12 protein-coding genes are annotated in these 15,561 nt (G+C 52.1%); 3 read left to right on the plus strand and 9 right to left on the minus strand.

Features of this window, described 5'->3' with window-relative positions; genetic code table 11:
- Positions 1–21 precede the first annotated feature (21 nt).
- The 7 genes from BD749_RS10790 to BD749_RS10820 all read right to left on the minus strand — a co-directional run bounded on the left by BD749_RS10790 (position 22) and on the right by BD749_RS10820 (position 7,854).
- On the minus strand, positions 22–1,347 hold the full coding sequence (locus BD749_RS10790) for a mechanosensitive ion channel family protein (protein WP_101444341.1): 1,326 nt from the start codon (positions 1,345–1,347) through the stop codon (positions 22–24).
- A 134-nt stretch (positions 1,348–1,481) separates the two neighbouring features.
- The gene (locus BD749_RS10795; protein ID WP_101444342.1) at positions 1,482–1,871 is read right to left on the minus strand and encodes a hypothetical protein; all 390 of its coding nucleotides are present in this window, start codon (positions 1,869–1,871) and stop codon (positions 1,482–1,484) included.
- 67 nt (positions 1,872–1,938) lie between these two features.
- A complete protein-coding gene (locus BD749_RS10800; protein WP_101444343.1) occupies positions 1,939–3,408 on the minus strand; it encodes a potassium/proton antiporter in 1,470 nt (489 codons plus the stop codon).
- A gap of 168 nt (positions 3,409–3,576) precedes the next feature.
- A complete protein-coding gene (gene kynU, locus BD749_RS10805; RefSeq protein ID WP_101444344.1) occupies positions 3,577–4,854 on the minus strand; it encodes a kynureninase in 1,278 nt (425 codons plus the stop codon).
- 205 nt (positions 4,855–5,059) lie between these two features.
- On the minus strand, positions 5,060–6,094 hold the full coding sequence (locus tag BD749_RS10810; RefSeq protein ID WP_101444345.1) for a hypothetical protein: 1,035 nt from the start codon (positions 6,092–6,094) through the stop codon (positions 5,060–5,062).
- 51 nt (positions 6,095–6,145) lie between these two features.
- Complete coding sequence (locus tag BD749_RS10815; protein WP_101444346.1) at positions 6,146–7,234, minus strand: amidohydrolase family protein; 1,089 nt, start codon at positions 7,232–7,234, stop codon at positions 6,146–6,148.
- Positions 7,235–7,326: 92 nt separating this feature from the next.
- Positions 7,327–7,854: a 3-hydroxyanthranilate 3,4-dioxygenase gene (locus tag BD749_RS10820; RefSeq protein ID WP_101444347.1), complete on the minus strand. Its 528-nt coding sequence runs from the start codon at positions 7,852–7,854 to the stop codon at positions 7,327–7,329.
- A gap of 115 nt (positions 7,855–7,969) precedes the next feature.
- Here BD749_RS10820 and BD749_RS10825 point away from each other — a divergent pair, with 115 nt between their 5' ends.
- The 3 genes from BD749_RS10825 to BD749_RS10840 all read left to right on the plus strand — a co-directional run bounded on the left by BD749_RS10825 (position 7,970) and on the right by BD749_RS10840 (position 11,532).
- A complete protein-coding gene (locus BD749_RS10825; RefSeq protein ID WP_101444348.1) occupies positions 7,970–8,758 on the plus strand; it encodes an SDR family oxidoreductase in 789 nt (262 codons plus the stop codon).
- Between the two features lie 408 nt (positions 8,759–9,166).
- Complete coding sequence (locus BD749_RS10835; RefSeq protein WP_101444350.1) at positions 9,167–10,612, plus strand: aldehyde dehydrogenase; 1,446 nt, start codon at positions 9,167–9,169, stop codon at positions 10,610–10,612.
- A 56-nt stretch (positions 10,613–10,668) separates the two neighbouring features.
- Positions 10,669–11,532: a RelA/SpoT domain-containing protein gene (locus tag BD749_RS10840; RefSeq protein ID WP_101444351.1), complete on the plus strand. Its 864-nt coding sequence runs from the start codon at positions 10,669–10,671 to the stop codon at positions 11,530–11,532.
- 122 nt (positions 11,533–11,654) lie between these two features.
- Here the strand turns inward: BD749_RS10840 and BD749_RS10845 are convergent, their stop codons facing one another.
- Positions 11,655–13,889: a S9 family peptidase gene (locus tag BD749_RS10845; protein WP_101444352.1), complete on the minus strand. Its 2,235-nt coding sequence runs from the start codon at positions 13,887–13,889 to the stop codon at positions 11,655–11,657.
- Between the two features lie 158 nt (positions 13,890–14,047).
- Positions 14,048–15,550: an OmpP1/FadL family transporter gene (locus BD749_RS10850; protein ID WP_101444353.1), complete on the minus strand. Its 1,503-nt coding sequence runs from the start codon at positions 15,548–15,550 to the stop codon at positions 14,048–14,050.
- Between the last annotated feature and the right edge of the window lie 11 nt (positions 15,551–15,561).

Here is a 15,561-nt window from a genome sequence, read left to right on the forward strand (position 1 = left end):
TCCCGCGGCGAAGCAATAAGTTTAGTTTTGCATGGCCTCCGGCAAGGGGGAGCGCATGCCGGCTGTAGCAGCCGGGCTGAAATGGAGGCTTCGCACATCGTCGGCCGCCGGCATCTCGAACACCTCCAGGTCGAAGTATCTGACAGCCGCCAGCAAATGGTCGAATATATCGGCCATGATGCTCTCGTACTCCACCCACACAATGCTGTTGGCAAACAGGTATAGCTCGATCGGCATGCCAGTGGTGGTAGGCTCGAGTTGGCGCACCATCATGATCATGTCTTTGTGCGTACCCGGGTGCTGCTTTATATAGGCGTCGATGTACTTCCGGAACACACCTACGTTGGTGAGGCTACGGCCGTTGATCAGCAGGCTCTTGTCAATCCCGTTCTCCTGGTTATAGCGGTTTATTTCGCTTTGCCGCTCTTCAAGATAGCTCTTCAATAGCTGGATCTTACTCAGCTTGGCCACTTCGGCGGCTGCAAGATACCGGATGCTCGATATTTTGATGTACACGGAGCGCTTGATGCGCCGCCCGCCCGAGGCCTGCATGCCACGCCAGTTCTTAAAGGAATCTGAGATCAGGTAATAGGTCGGGATGGTGGTAATGGTCTTGTCGAAGTTCTGCACTTTCACCGTTGTCAGGTTTATCTCCGTCACCGCCCCGTCTGCGCCATACTTGTCCATGGTTACCCAGTCGCCGATACGCACCATGTCGTTGGACGAAACCTGTATGCTGGCCACAAACCCCATGATGGTGTCCTTGAAAACCAGCATCAGGATGGCCGAGGCCGCACCCATTGCCGTGATGAAGGTCCAGGCGTCTTTGCCGGTGAGGGTGGAGAAAATAAGCAACCCCACTATGAAGTACAGGAAGATGGTGATCACCTGCAAAAAGCTTTCGACAGGTTTCTCTTTGAAGGTTTCGGTGGTTTTCAGGAAATCCTTGCAGGTACGCAGCACGGCCCTCGCCACCCACATCCACAGCAGGATTAGGTAGATGTCGGTGAGTTTGAGCAGCGGCGAGATCCAGGTCGGGAAATCGGCAAACACGATCGGGATGGCCTCCACCACCAGCAAAAGCGGCGCGATGCGGGCCAGGTATACGATCACTTTGTTGCGCACCAGAAACTCGACCACCTTGGTGCTGGACTTGGCGGCAAACTTATGCAGCGAGCCCACCAGTATCTTTCGGGAAAGAAAGTCGGCCAGGTATACCAGAAGGGCCGTCACCGCCATCAGGACCAGTATGTTGATGTAAATGGCTGTCTGCTCAGGTATACCCAGGCGTAGCAATTGTTCAGATGTCCAGCTACTGATCTGATCATTCGAATAAGTAGTGTTCATGGGAAAGAAATAAAGGTTGAAATACTGGGAAGAAAATGATTTGCCTCGATCTGCCTGCGCAAGGCGAACGAACAAACCACAGGCCTGCAGTATGTTGCACAGGCCATTGCCGAGAAAAACTTATTAGAGTGCTGCTAAGGAGCGTTTGGCAGTATGGTAACCGGCAGAAGACCGGCAAGCAGTCCCACAACCAGCGCGCATGGCCTGGGGGCCGCCTGGTTTACCAGGGCCGGCGGGGCCAGCATGAACAGCGAAAAAGAACTTTTGAAAGCCTTTAGCGGACTCAGCACGACACCTGATGTGGGAGCAGCATCGGAAAAGACGTGTGCGTAATGTTCCTCCAGCAAAGGATCGGTCTGCTCGTCTGCAGTCGATGAAAGGTGCGAAGCTATACCTGTGGCAGCCCCATTTATGAGGTAACTGTACACAGCCAGTTCGTGGCCCGGCAACGTAAACGCCCATAGCAGCATCACCCACACAAGCGGGAAAGTCAGGTAGCGCTTTTTGTTACTGTAAAATGCCATTGCACACAAAAGTAAGGCTTTTGTGCGTAAGATGCCTCCCAAACATTTAACCATCGGGCTGATTGCCTCACTCTACCTCGTAGCCCAGCATTTCGTTTACCCTCACCAGCTCCTCCTCGTTATCCGTCATCACGAAGAGTTTGTCGTTGGGCTCCAGCCGGGTGGCTCCGTTTGGCGTCACAAACTTTTTGTTGCGGTTGATCAACACGATGAGCACCCCCTTGGGGAAATGCAGGTCTACGAGGGTTCGGCCAGCGGCGGGGCTATCGGCAGGAACCTCTATCTCCGTCAGCTCACTTTTAAGGTCATACTCCATCTCCAGGTCGAACTGGTACTTTTTGTGTTTCTTGTCCTTCTCACTCAGGTTCAGCCATTTTGCGACTGTGGTGAGGGAAGTGCCCTGCAGCATAACAGAAGTAAGCACAATGAAGAACACAATGTTGAAGATCATCTCGGACTTTTCTATACCTGCCAGCATCGGGTAGGTGGCAAACACGATGGGAACTGCGCCGCGCAGGCCCACCCACGACACATACAGTTTGTCCTGTATGGTGTTTCTGAAAAAGGCCATGCTCAGGAACACGCTCAAAGGGCGCGCCACAAATATCAGGAAAAGCGAGATGAGCAGCCCCAGCCCGACAACAGGCACCATATGCGATGGGAACACGAGCAAACCCAGCGTGAGGAACATCAGGATCTGCATCAGCCAGGCCACGCCGTCGTAAAACTTGGTGAGACTCCGCTTGTGGATGAAGTTTCGGTTGCCGAGTATCACGGCCGATACGTAAACCGCCAGGAAGCCGTTGCCGTTGATGGCATTGGTAAAAGCGTAGGCAAAGATCACCATGGCCATCGTCAGGGCAGGGTAAAGGCCCTCCTGCTCCAACTGTATGCGGTTGATCACCCAGGTCATGATGCGACCCATGGCTATACCTGCCACAGCGCCAATGCTCATCTGCATAAAAAACATGGGCACCAGTTGCCAGATGCTGGCCTCCTGGTTGAGGATCAGGAAGGTGAAGCTCACCGTTAGGAAGTAGGCCATCGGGTCGTTTGAGCCCGATTCCAGCTCCAGCGTGGGGCGCAGGTTGTTTTTGAGCCCGATGTTTTTGGAGCGGAGGATGGAGAACACCGCCGCCGCATCGGTAGACGACACGATGGAGCCAAGTAGCAGACTCTCTAAAATGGTGAGGTCCGTGACCAGGTAGACAAAGCCCCCAAGCGCCATGGCCGTGATGAACACCCCGACGGTCGCCAGCAACACACCCCGCCAAAGGATCGGCTTGGTACTTTCCCAACGGGTGTCGAGTCCACCTGAGAATAGAATGAACGTAAGCGCGATGGTGCCCAGTGACTGAGCTGTTTGCGGATCGTTGAAGTGTATCTTACCCAGCCCCTCTGAACCGGCCAGCATGCCCACCCCCAGGAAAAGTATGAGTGCCGGTACCCCAAACCTGCCCAGGCTCTTACTGATCAGAATACTGATGAAGAGCAAAATAGAGGAAGCTAAAAGTATATCTTCGAACGTTACACCCATCTGGTACCTGAAAGCGTCACACAAAATTGCCAGTCAGCTTACGACACCCTGCGCTGGCACAGGCTATACCTGCGAGCGGCAAAACGGCCTGCATTCTTGCCTAAATTATTACTCGGCGCCGAATAAAGGGGTTACAAGTCGTTGGTTGAACAGCTGTTCCTGCTGGCATTAATTGTGGCTTTCGAGGCACGCGTGGAGTATTTCGGAGAAACGGTATACCTCTTCAAAACTGTTGTACAAAGGCGTAGGTGCCACCCGAATCACGCTTGGCTCACGGAAGTCTACAATAATGCCTGCCTCCATCAGTTTGTTGAAAAGCTCTCTTGCGTTTTGCTTCACAAGAAGCGAAATCTGGCAGCCGCGGGCCTGCGGGTCGCGCGGCGTGATCATCTCAAGCACGTCCTTGCTTACCTGCACATCGTCTATCAGGTACTCCAGGTAGCCGGTCAGTTTCTCGCTCTTGGCACGGAGGTTCTCCATACCTGCCTCGTCAAAAATCTCCAGCGCAGCGCGGTGCACGGCCATCGGCAGAATCTGGGCATTGCTCAGCTGCCAGCCCTCGGCACCTGCCATCGGTATAAAGCCTTTTTTCATCTGGAACCTTGACTGAGCGTCGTGGCCCCACCAACCTGCAAAGCGCGGCAGATCGGGGTTGTTGGCGTGGCGCTCGTGTACAAACACACCCGAGGTGCCGCCCGGTCCGGAGTTGAGGTACTTGTAAGTACACCACACGGCAAAGTCTACGTCCCAGTCGTGCAGCTGCACAGGCACGTTGCCAGCAGCATGTGCCAAATCGAAGCCCACCACAGCGCCCACTTCATGTCCCACTTTCGTGATGGCCTGCATGTCGTATACCTGCCCCGTGTAGTAGTTGATGCCGCCCATCAGCACCAGCGCCAGCTCTTCGCCATGCTCCTCTATACTTTGCAGGATATCTTCGGTGCGCAGGGTATGCTCGCCCTCTCGCGGGAACAGCTCCACGATGGCCTCCTCTGGGGTATAGCCATGAAACTTGACTTGCGTCTCCAACGCATACTGGTCCGACGGGAAAGCCCCACCCTCCATGATGATCTTGATGCGCTTGCCCTCTGGCCTATAAAACGACACCAGCATGAGGTGCAGGTTCACAGTGAGCTGGTTCATGATGACCACTTCCTGCGGCCTGGCTCCCACCACGCGGGCAGCGCCATCGGTAAGCAAACGGTGGTAGTTAAACCAAGGCTCTTCGGTCTTAAAGTGACCCTCTACGGCATAGTTGGCCCACTTATACATCTCGTTGTCGATGTACATCTGCGCCGACTTGGGCTGCAAACCGAGCGAGTTGCCACAGAAGTAAATGGCATCCTGCCCATTAACCTGTGGTGCGTAAAAGCGGTCCTTGAAATGCTTGAGCGGGTCGAGGTTATCTTGTTCCTGCGCAAAGGCAAGGGTATTCTGGTAGTTCATTTTTCTGGTGCGGTATGATTCAGGCGCTATACCTTAAAGTAACTGCGCCAATATCTTGCAAGATAAGAAAATGAACAGGAAGTTGGGGGTGCGTGATCTAGCTCTTAGCTGATGGAACTACCCTCTTTCAAGATAAGCAAGAGTTCGACGCGGGCGTTCGTCACTCAACGGAGGTATAATGCTAGTCTTTGAAACAACCGAAATATTACCTATAGATACTTCTAGAGGCAGTATTTCTTGTGTTCATATTCAGCAAACTCAGTACGATTGGGAAGACGATGAATACTGTCCAAATCATGAAATTCCTTGGCAAGAGATTAAAGTAGTGGTTCAGCCAAAATATGGCTCCTGTGAAAAGTACACAGAGTAGCGAGTGTAGTCTATCCACTTGTTCAGTTGAATACCTGGAGATGTGTTTACCTTTAAGCTCGTTTAGGTCTCTAAAATATTGTTTATTGAAGAACGTCCCCTTGCCTGGGAGAAACCCGGTTACCATCATGAAATTCTGCATCATGTAAATACATGAGATACCCAGTAGAAAGTATTGCCCAGCCACGTAAACCCCATTCGTTAGATTACTTGTCGCTTCGATTTGCTCATTCTGGAAAACGCTCCAGGCATTGTCAAACGCCAAAAGCACCATGACTATCGAACTCCAAATACTTAGTGTCAGCCTAGTTGTTCGTGATAAGGGGGTGTAACTAAATGCATGGAATACAGAAAAAAGAGAAAATAACAGTCCCACTATCATCAAAGCCTTTAGAATAAGAAACTCTGCATTCACTATGCCTAAGTCAGTAACCCAATATGCAACAGCTAAGGATTGTAGCAAAGTAATCCCTTCAGTAAGTTTAGGGGTAACTTCTTTTTCGTAAGCGATAATGGCAATAACTACGAATATAAAGCAGAATGCATAAGGCCACATTTCTATGTGGTGTTCAAGGCTATAGAGCTCTTCATTTCGTCCAGGCAAGAAAACGATAAAGCTGAATATGAATGCCCCTAAAGCAGTAAGCAATACTTTATTCCAACTTTTCGAGAGTCTTCTGTACTCAAAAAGCAACCCACTCAGCAAAGCCAATACACTCAGGGGGATTAAAATCCTCTCTGCAGAATAGATTCTATAGCCGATGTACATCACCAGTACCGAGAGAAATATACCTATACCTAAAAGATAAGGCTTTAGGTCAATGCCTCTGCTCTTCTTTCTCCTGGATTGCGGTACCCGCTTTGTTTTCATGAAATTTGATAATTTAAAATGGAGGTCAATCGATGTCTAATAAAGGCCTGCCTACACCTTCTCCTTCGCCGCACCCGGTACTTCCTTGATAAACCGGCTCTTCTCTAGGTTCAGCCATTCCAAGGCGGTGCCGTGCAGCATGCGGTCTTTGGTGGCGCGGTCGTAGGGCATGGATTCAATCAGTTGGCCGGGCTCGAGTTCGCCGAGCGGGAAAGGATAGTCGGTGCCGAGGGCAATGCTGTTGGCGCCCACCAGGTTCACGAGGTAATCCAGCGCCTGCGGGTCGTGCACGAGGGAGTCGAAGTAGAACTTGCCGAGGTACTCGCGTGGGTTCACGTTGTTGTCGACAGCGCAGAGGTCAGGGCGCACTTCGAAGCCGTGGCAGATGCGGCCGATGGTGGCCGGAAAAGAACCACCGCCGTGGGCAAAAGCAACACGAAGCTTAGGAAGTCTTTCGAAGATGCCGCCGAATATCATGGAGCAAATGGCCAGACTTGTTTCGGCGGGCATGCCCACAAGCCAGGGCAGCCAGTATTTGCTCATTTTCTCTTTGCCATACATATCCCAGGGGTGCACAAAAACGGCCGCGCCCAGTTCTTCTGCTGCCTGAAAAATCGGGAACAACTCGGGGGCGTCCAGGTTCCAGTCGTTGATGTGGGAGCCGATCTGTATACCTGCCATACCCAGCTCTTTCATGCAGCGCTCCAGTTCTTTAATAGCCAAAGTCGGGTCCTGCATGGGGATGGTGCCCAAGCCCACGAAGCGGTCCGGATAGTCGGCGACTATACCTGCAATGTGGTCGTTTAACATCATCGACAGGTCGTAGGTATGCTCGGGCTTGGCCCAGTAGTTGAACATCACCGGCACCGTGCTCAGCACCTGCACGCCTACCTGATGGTGACTGCACTCGTGCATGCGCACGTTGGGGTCCCAGCAGTTGTCCTGTATCTCGCGGAAGAACTTGTCGTCCATCATCATGCGGGCGCAGCAGGGCTTGTGATGCTCCAGTCTAATGAAGCCGCCATACCCGTAGCGTTCCCGCAAATCGGGCCACGTGGCGGGCAGGATGTGCGTGTGAATATCAATCTTGAACAGATTGCTATCGGTGATGATAGGTGATGTAGGCTTCTGGTCTTGCATGCAGGTAAACGGGCGAAAAAGCGGCTATATACTATACGGCCAAATCAGGCAATCCAACAAGATACACATTTTATGGATTATATACCTATACCTTACGCAGGCTTCACCGGTGGCTGCAGCACCTCCCCGCACTTCTTGCAGGTGCGCAGGTCTTCGTTGTCCCAGAAATTGCCCATAATCACGGGCAGCTGTTTCACGATGTCTGTTACCTCGGTAAAGTCTTCGTGCAATTTGTTGCCGCAGTTCTCGCAGAACCACATAAAGCCGTCTTTCTCCCCTTCGCGGCGGTAGCGCTCAATCACCAGTCCAACCGTGTTGGCAGGGCGCTGTGGCGAGTGCGGCACTTTGGGCGGCAACAGGAAAATCTCGCCTTCCTTAATCGGAATATCCACAGGCTTGCCGTCTTCAATGATCTTGAGCACAATATCGCCTTCCACCTGGTAGAAGAACTCTTCGCCCTCGTCGTAGTGATAGTCTTTACGGGCATTGGGGCCGCCCACCACCATCACAATAAAGTCGTCGTTGCCTTTGTATACCTGCTGGTTGCCTACCGGCGGCTTAAGCAAATGGCGGTGTTCCTCTATCCACTGTTTGAAATTGAAAGGTCGCTGTATGGCCATCGTTTTATCGGGTTAGGTTAATAGCTTGAATGTACGAAAAATTGAGTATAAATGGTAGTGTCAGGTATAGCCTCGCCTGCCGTGCAAGTTTAAAGCCTTTTACGTACATTTAAGCATGAACTTAGACCTGACTGATAAAAGAGCCCTCGTGTGCGGCAGCACGCAAGGTATAGGCAAAGCCATCGCTATAGAACTAGCCCAACTCGGAGCCAGCGTGACACTGATGGCCCGCAACGAAGCCAAGTTGCAAGAGGTAGCCCAGGAACTCGACAACAACAAAGGTCAGCAACACGACTACCTGGTGGCCGATTTCAGCAAGCCCGAAGAACTGGTGCAGCAACTGCAGGTATACCTGCAGCAACACGAGCACGTGCATATCCTCGTTAACAACACAGGCGGCCCCGCAGGCGGACCGATTGTGAACGCCAAGCCAGAGGAGTTTCTCAGCGCTTTTAACATGCACTTGATTAATAACCACAACTTGGCGCAGGCAGTGATTCCGCTGATGAAAAAGGCAGGTTACGGCCGTATTATTAACATCATCAGCACCTCCGTGAAACAGCCTTTGCAAGGCCTGGGCGTGTCGAACACCATCCGTGGCGCCGTGGCCAGCTGGGCCAAGACCATGGCCAATGAATTGGGGCAATTCGGCATTACGGTAAACAACGTCCTCCCCGGCGCCACCCGTACCGGCCGACTGGAGTCCATCATCGAGACTAAAGCCAAAAAAACCGACAGCGCCGTGGACAAGGTAGAAGAAGAGATGATGTCCGAAATACCAGCCCGCCGCTTCGCCGAACCCGAAGAAGTAGCGGCAGCGGCAGCGTTTCTGGCTACGCCAGCGGCGGCTTATATCAACGGTATTAATGTGCCAGTTGATGGGGGCAGGACGGGGAGTTTGTAAGTGAGCACCTGAGATGGCATCGCTTTTTGTAATAATCTTCCTCAACCTATGCTTTGTGGCAACGCTGTTGAGCTTATCCAGATTTTATAAACTTAGATTAGAAGATTATTTTTTCAATCTGATATGCCTAAATCTGGTGCCCGCTCTGATGTATGTCTGCAATTATTTCGACATACTCGTGGAGTATCCGATGTCAGTTAAGTACTTAGTGTCACTTGCGGTTGTTTACATTTTAGCGGAGCCTTTCAGAAAGTCCATCTTGAAACAACTTAGAGTTTCGATAGAGAAGTTTAGGCGGTAAAGCTTTCGGAGCGAGGGCTTCTTAAAACAGAAAAAATATACCTTTTATAAAACTCTAAAGCCCAAAACTCCCCCACCTGTTTTTAGGAGGGGGCTGGGGGAGGTAACATGCAGCACATACATAACTACATCGACGGCCAGTTGGTCATGCCTGTGGCGGGGCAGTACATTGACAACTACAACCCAGCCTTGGGCGAAGTGTACTCGCTTATACCTGACTCCGACGAACAGGACGTGGAGCAGGCGGTTCAGGCAGCTTTGAAAGCTTTCCCTGCGTGGTCAAACACGCCTGCCGAAAAGCGGGGGCAGATTATGATGCGTATTGCTGACCTGATTGACCAGAATCTGGACAAGCTGGCCGAGGCAGAATCAATCGACAATGGCAAACCGCTGAAACTGGCGAAGTCGGTGGATATACCGCGGGCCAGTAGCAACATGCGCTTTTACGGCACGGCTATCCTGCATTTCGCCTCGGAAGCGCATTACATGGAAGGCACCAATGCCATCAACTATACCGTGCGCCATCCGCATGGGGTGGTGGGCTGCATTTCGCCCTGGAACCTGCCGCTATACCTGTTCACCTGGAAGATTGCCCCTGCCCTTGCCGCCGGAAACTGTGTGGTAGCCAAGCCATCGGAAGTCACACCCATGACGGCTTATATGCTGTCTGAAATCTGCATCGAAGCGGGCTTGCCAGCGGGTGTGCTCAATATCGTGCACGGTTACGGCAATAAGGTAGGCGCTGCCATGACGGCCCACCCGAAAGTACCCGTTATCTCGTTCACGGGCGGCACCGCCACGGGGCGCACCATTGCGGCTACAGCAGCCCCGATGTTCAAAAAGCTGTCGCTGGAGTTGGGCGGCAAAAACCCGAACATCATCTTTGCCGACTGCGATTTCAACAACGCCCTGCATACATCCATCCACTCCTCTTTCGCCAACCAAGGGCAGATTTGTCTCTGCGGCTCCCGCATTTTCATTGAGCGGCCGCTGTACGAGAAATTCCGCGACTCCTTTGTGGAAAAGGTGAAGGCCATGCAAGTAGGCGACCCGATGGAAGAAAGGTCGAAAATGGGCGCGGTGGTGTCGGAACAGCACATGCAAAAAGTGCTCTCCTACATCGAACTGGCCAAACAAGAGGGCGGCACCATCCTCACGGGCGGGCACCAAGTGCAGGTAGAGGGACGTTGCCAGAACGGCTGGTTCATCGCCCCGACCATCATCGAGGGCCTGCCCTACAACTGCCGCACCAACACCGAAGAGATTTTCGGGCCAGTCGTCACCCTCACCCCTTTCGACACCGAAGAAGAGGTGATAAAATACGCTAACTGCACCGACTATGGTCTTGCCGCTACCATCTGGACCCAAAACCTGCAACGCGCCCACCGTGTCGCGCACCAGGTGCATTCAGGTATCATCTGGGTAAACACTTGGCTCCTGCGTGATTTGAGAACGCCTTTCGGCGGCATGAAGAATTCGGGTGTAGGTCGTGAGGGCGGATTTGAGGCGCTCAGGTTCTTCACCGAGCCGCAGAATGTTTGTGTGAAGTTGTAGTAGGCTATATCTTTCCCCCATCAAAAGAGTATGGTTATATAAACCGTATTCTCCTGATGACCAGCCACAACCAGCCAAACGAAACCCAGTCGTCCGCTATCCTGACCAGTTTAGGTATAGCCGAGGAGGAATGGCATGCGCAGGGTGTAGCGCCGCAGACGCTGGTGGGAATTTACCATGATTTTTTGCAGCGCAATACAGAGTTGCTGGAGATTGCGAAGCAGACAGCTCACAGCCTGCAGCACTTACCTGGAGTTCATGCCGTAAGGTATCGGGTGAAAGACCCGCTGCACCTGTTGCGTAAGGTTATCCGAAAAAAAACGGAGTACCCCGATCGCCACATCGATGAATATAATTACATCGACTGGATCAACGACCTGGCAGGCGTACGGGTACTATACCTGTACAAGTCTGATTGGCATAGCTTGGGCAAACACATACAAGCTAACTGGGCACTGAAGCGCCCTCCTATTGTCTATCTTACTCCTCCTGCAGAGGCAGAAGTGGCGCTTGAGTTTCAGGAAGCGGGAGTAGACATCAGGTGGCACGACCACGGCTATAGAGCGGTACATTATGTGGTGCGTACCCAAGCCAAAGAACAACGGTACTTTGTGGAGATACAACTGCGCACCCTTTTCGAGGAGGGCTGGAGCGAAATAGACCATACCGTGCGCTACCCTGATCACAGCTGCAACGCGTTCGTGCGCGATTTGCTCGCTCCCCTCAATCACTTCACAGGGCAGTCCGACCTAGTGGCGTCTTTTATCCGAACCGTGCTGGAAAAGCTAAAAACTGGTGCCCCTCTCTCCGAAAAAGAACATACCCAATTGCAGGTACAAATAAGCCAATTTGCTATACCTGACACTGAAAAGCAGCGACTATACCTACACCTCGACGCCCTCCAAAGAAAGAACAGATAAGCCTTAAAAACAGCAAGGCCTGCCATTGCTGACGGGCCTTGCTGTTTTAGGTATAACTTCTGGACTTGGCTCCAGGTATAACGCCTCGCTATACCTGACAGCCCCTTTGTCCTTTGTCTAAATTACTGATTCTTCTCTGAAGTCGGGTTGATCAGGTTGCGTTCCAGGAAGTCGGTCATCATTTTGAAGCGGTGCAGGCTTGTAACACCACCACCCACGCCGTGGTTACGGTTTGGGTAGTAGAAGCTCTCGAACTGCTTGTTGGCGCTAATCAGGGCGTCCTGCATCGCCACGGCGTTCTGGAAGTGCACGTTGTCGTCACCTGTACCGTGAATCAGCAACAGCTTGCCTTGCATTTTGTCGGCGAAGAAGAGTGGCGAGTTATCGTCGTAACCAGAAGCATTCTCCTGTGGCGTTTTGAGGTAGCGCTCGGTGTAGATGGTATCGTAATAGCGCCAGTTCGTAACCGGAGCCACCGATATACCTGCTGCGAACACACCGTTGCCTTTGGTCAGGCCAAGCAGCGTCATGTAACCGCCGTAGCTATGTCCCCAGATGCCGATGCGGTCTTTGTCCACGTACGACTGATTGCCCAGCCATTTAGCTGCCTCAATCTGGTCTTCAATCTCGTACTTGCCCAGGTTGGCGTAGGTCACTTTCTTGAACTCAGCGCCACGGGCACCCGTGCCGCGATTGTCCACGCTCACCACAATGGCGCCTTTGTTGGCCAGCACTTGGTACCACAGGTAGTTGGCACCACCCCAACTGTTGTTCACCGTCTGCGAGCCCGGGCCACCGTACACGAACATCAGCACAGGGTATTTCTTCTTCGGGTCAAAGTCGGTTGGTTTGATCATCCAGCCGTTAAGCTGGGTGCCATCCTGTGTCTTCATCGTAAAGAACTCCTGCTTGGCGATGTTGTACTCAGCCAGTTTGTTGCGCAGGGCCTGGTTGTTCTCCAGTACCTTTACCAGTTTACCATCTTTGGCAGTATGCAGGCTCACGGTAAGTGGTGTGTTGGCAGCAGTGTGGTAAGCAAGGTAGTACTTATAGTCCTTGCTCATGTTCACGTTGTAGGTTCCTGTCTCTGTGGTCAGGCGCTTCTTGTTTTTGCCGTTGCTCTTGATGCTGTACAGGTGGCGCTCTAACGGCGATACTTCCGTAGACATATAGTACAGCACGTCATTCTTCTCATCGAAGCCAATGAAATTGCTCACTTCCCAGTTGCCTTTCGTGATCTGGCGCACCAGCTTACCGTTCATGTTGTACAGGTACAAATGGTTGAAACCATCTTTTTCAGAAGAGAAAATGAAGTTCTTGCCGTCTTTCAGGTAGATCAGGTCGTCGGTTACGTCCACGTAGGCTTTGTCGGTGTCTGTCAGCACCACGTTGGCTTTGCCGGTGGTGGCGTTGGCATGAAGTATCTCCAGCTTGTTCTGCAGGCGGTTCATGCGCTGGATCGAAAGCAAATTGCTGTCGTTTGTCCACTTGATGCGCGGGATGTAGATATCGGTCTCGTTGCCAGTATCCATTTTCACCGTCTGGCCGTTGCCCACGTTGTACACCGACACCGTTACGATAGAGTTTGCCTCACCCGCCTTTGGGTACTTGAACTTGTAATCCTGCGGGTATAGCTCGCCCCACATCTGCATGTTGAACTCAGGCACGTTGGTCTCGTCGAAGGTATAGAAGGCGATCTTAGAGCCGTCCGGTGACCAGTGGAAGCCCTGCGCAAACGAGAATTCCTCTTCGTATACCCAGTCCGCATAACCGTTGATGATCGAGTTGAATTTGCCCGTGTTGGTGATCTGCGTTTCTTTCATGCTGGCCAGATCCACGAAGAACATGTTGCCTTCACGGGCAAAAGCCACACGCTTGGCATCGGGCGAGAACGTGGCGTACAGCTGCTTGCCACCGTTGCTCAGCTTGGTCAGTTTCTTCGAGGCGATGTCGTACACATAGAACTCAGCCTTGGAAGAGCGACGGTAGATCTGCTCCTTTTCCGTAGTGAACAGCACCTTCTTTTCGTCTGAGCTAAAGGTATAGCCATCGAACTTGATTGGCTTGTCGCTGCCCTCCGGCTTCAGGTCTTCTCCCTCAATGATGGTATTTACCGCCTGGCCAGTGGTCACGTCGTAGCGCACGATGTCATTCACGCCGTTTTTCTCGTCGGCCACCTGCCCGCTGTAGTAGCGGCCGTCGTTCATCCAGTTCACACCGTACACCGACTTAGCCGAGAAGGTGCCGTTACGGTAGATATCCTCCAGCGTGACCTGCTTTTTTTGCTGCGCCTGCGCCACAAACGCAAAGCACAAAAGCACCACAGCCAGAAAATTAGTTTTAAGGTTGATATGCATGTGTTTAAGGGTTGTTGTCGTTTAGTTTGCTAATTTATCAGAATAATATGGTATTGCCATACCTTGCCACCAAAACCATACCGCCCGCAGGTATAGTAACAAAAAAGCGGCAGCCCTTCCGGAATCTGCCGCCTCTCTGAAAACAGGAAAAGTCTTATTTAGAAGTTGTAACCGAAAGTCAGTAGCACGGTGTTGAGTTTGTCTTCAATATCAACTACCGGCACAAACACCGACGGGTCGCTGAAGTTGTACGGGCTGTACAGGCTGTTGGTCGTAGAGCTGGTAAAAGCAATATCAGCGTAGTACTTGTTCAATCGTATACCTGTACCCAGTGTAAAGGTGTTGATCTTACCGTCAAAGTCGGCATTTCGGTAAGGATCGCCTGTGATAGCGTAGCCCGCCCTGAAACGGAACACCTCGTAGCGGGCCTCTGCCCCCAGTCTAAGGTTTATGGCCGATTTATAATTGCTCGAAATGCGGTCGTTTATGTTATTGAAATAATTGCTGTTGCCACTGAAGTCGTCGCTTTCAGAGTAGCGGGCATTGGCATAATCCACGTACTCGATGTCAGCCGTTATAAAGCCATACTTTTGCAGGAAGAAAGCCACCCCGCCCGATGCGCGGAAAGGCGTCTTTAACTTATAGGAGAACTCGCCTGGCAGCTCTGCCTCACTGTAGCTTTCACCCGGCAGAAACTGGGTATACATAGAGCGTTGGTAGGTTTCGTCGAAGTTGTACAGCGTGGGGGTCTGAATGGAAGCACCAAATCGTATGACATCAGAGGGGCGGACAATAACGCCCAGCTTCAGGTTAACGCCCGTGCCCCGCGTTCTGTACTCATCTCGCAGCTGAAGACTGGTAAAATCCGTATCGGCACTTCCTTCGGCTTCACTGAAGATCCGCTCCTGTCTGAAATCTGAGGTCACCACCCCAAGCGAAGCACCCAGGTATATTTTGTCGCGGTAACTGGTGCCCCCCGCTATATCGATCTGGTTCTGGGAGCCTCTCCTAATGATTTCCTCTGACTGGTCGATGTTACCAACCCGTGCGGTAGGTATAGCAAAGCCATCTTCATCAAAATCAAACAAAAAGGTACCATATGCCAAGCCCTCCATGGAGATAAACCCGTTGTCGAACTCGTTGTCCAGGTCGGCTTGTGTGCGGCCACGCAGGTTAGCCAGCTCGGTAAAATACTCTACTATGGTAGGGTCTTGTCCACCGGCTGTGTTGCGGTATGACGTTCTATTATTAAAATTGTTGAGCCTGCTGAAGCTGATGCCAAAAGTGCCTCCACGCCAGTCGCTATCTTCGTTGGCCTGCTGGTCGGCAAACACAAAACCGATATGAGGCACCGCCACACTGTTGCGCTCATCATTCGTCGAAATACCCCCGACACGGCCCGTAGAGGTGGAGAATCCAAGCCCTGGCGTAATGCTGAACTCAGAGCGCCTGAACATCCCAAGTCCGGCAGGATTGGAAGCCATGGTAGAAACATCTGCTCCCAGTGCAGTTTGTGCTCCTCCTATACCTTGGATGCGCGCGGACCCGGTAAGGCCATAACGGGTGTAGCGCAGGGCATCTACCTCGTCTTGAGCCAAAGCGGTTCCGCTCCAGCCCAGCACGAGTGCCAGGCTGGCCGAAACAATCTTAGTAATTTTCATGGATAGTTAGT

Origin of the sequence: Pontibacter ramchanderi, assembly GCF_002846395.1 — a bacterium.
Taxonomy (GTDB): Bacteria; Bacteroidota; Bacteroidia; order Cytophagales; family Hymenobacteraceae; genus Pontibacter; species Pontibacter ramchanderi.

What these genes read in the sequence shown, in the direction of transcription:
- BD749_RS10790 (WP_101444341.1), bottom strand. Translation starts at nt 1,347, where the DNA reads ATGAACACTACTTATTCGAATGATCAGATCAGTAGCTGGACATCTGAA.
- BD749_RS10795 (WP_101444342.1), bottom strand. Translation starts at nt 1,871, where the DNA reads ATGGCATTTTACAGTAACAAAAAGCGCTACCTGACTTTCCCGCTTGTG.
- BD749_RS10800 (WP_101444343.1), bottom strand. Translation starts at nt 3,408, where the DNA reads ATGGGTGTAACGTTCGAAGATATACTTTTAGCTTCCTCTATTTTGCTC.
- kynU (WP_101444344.1), bottom strand. Translation starts at nt 4,854, where the DNA reads ATGAACTACCAGAATACCCTTGCCTTTGCGCAGGAACAAGATAACCTC.
- BD749_RS10810 (WP_101444345.1), bottom strand. Translation starts at nt 6,094, where the DNA reads ATGAAAACAAAGCGGGTACCGCAATCCAGGAGAAAGAAGAGCAGAGGC.
- BD749_RS10815 (WP_101444346.1), bottom strand. Translation starts at nt 7,234, where the DNA reads ATGCAAGACCAGAAGCCTACATCACCTATCATCACCGATAGCAATCTG.
- BD749_RS10820 (WP_101444347.1), bottom strand. Translation starts at nt 7,854, where the DNA reads ATGGCCATACAGCGACCTTTCAATTTCAAACAGTGGATAGAGGAACAC.
- BD749_RS10825 (WP_101444348.1), top strand. Translation starts at nt 7,970, where the DNA reads ATGAACTTAGACCTGACTGATAAAAGAGCCCTCGTGTGCGGCAGCACG.
- BD749_RS10835 (WP_101444350.1), top strand. Translation starts at nt 9,167, where the DNA reads ATGCAGCACATACATAACTACATCGACGGCCAGTTGGTCATGCCTGTG.
- BD749_RS10840 (WP_101444351.1), top strand. Translation starts at nt 10,669, where the DNA reads ATGACCAGCCACAACCAGCCAAACGAAACCCAGTCGTCCGCTATCCTG.
- BD749_RS10845 (WP_101444352.1), bottom strand. Translation starts at nt 13,889, where the DNA reads ATGCATATCAACCTTAAAACTAATTTTCTGGCTGTGGTGCTTTTGTGC.
- BD749_RS10850 (WP_101444353.1), bottom strand. Translation starts at nt 15,550, where the DNA reads ATGAAAATTACTAAGATTGTTTCGGCCAGCCTGGCACTCGTGCTGGGC.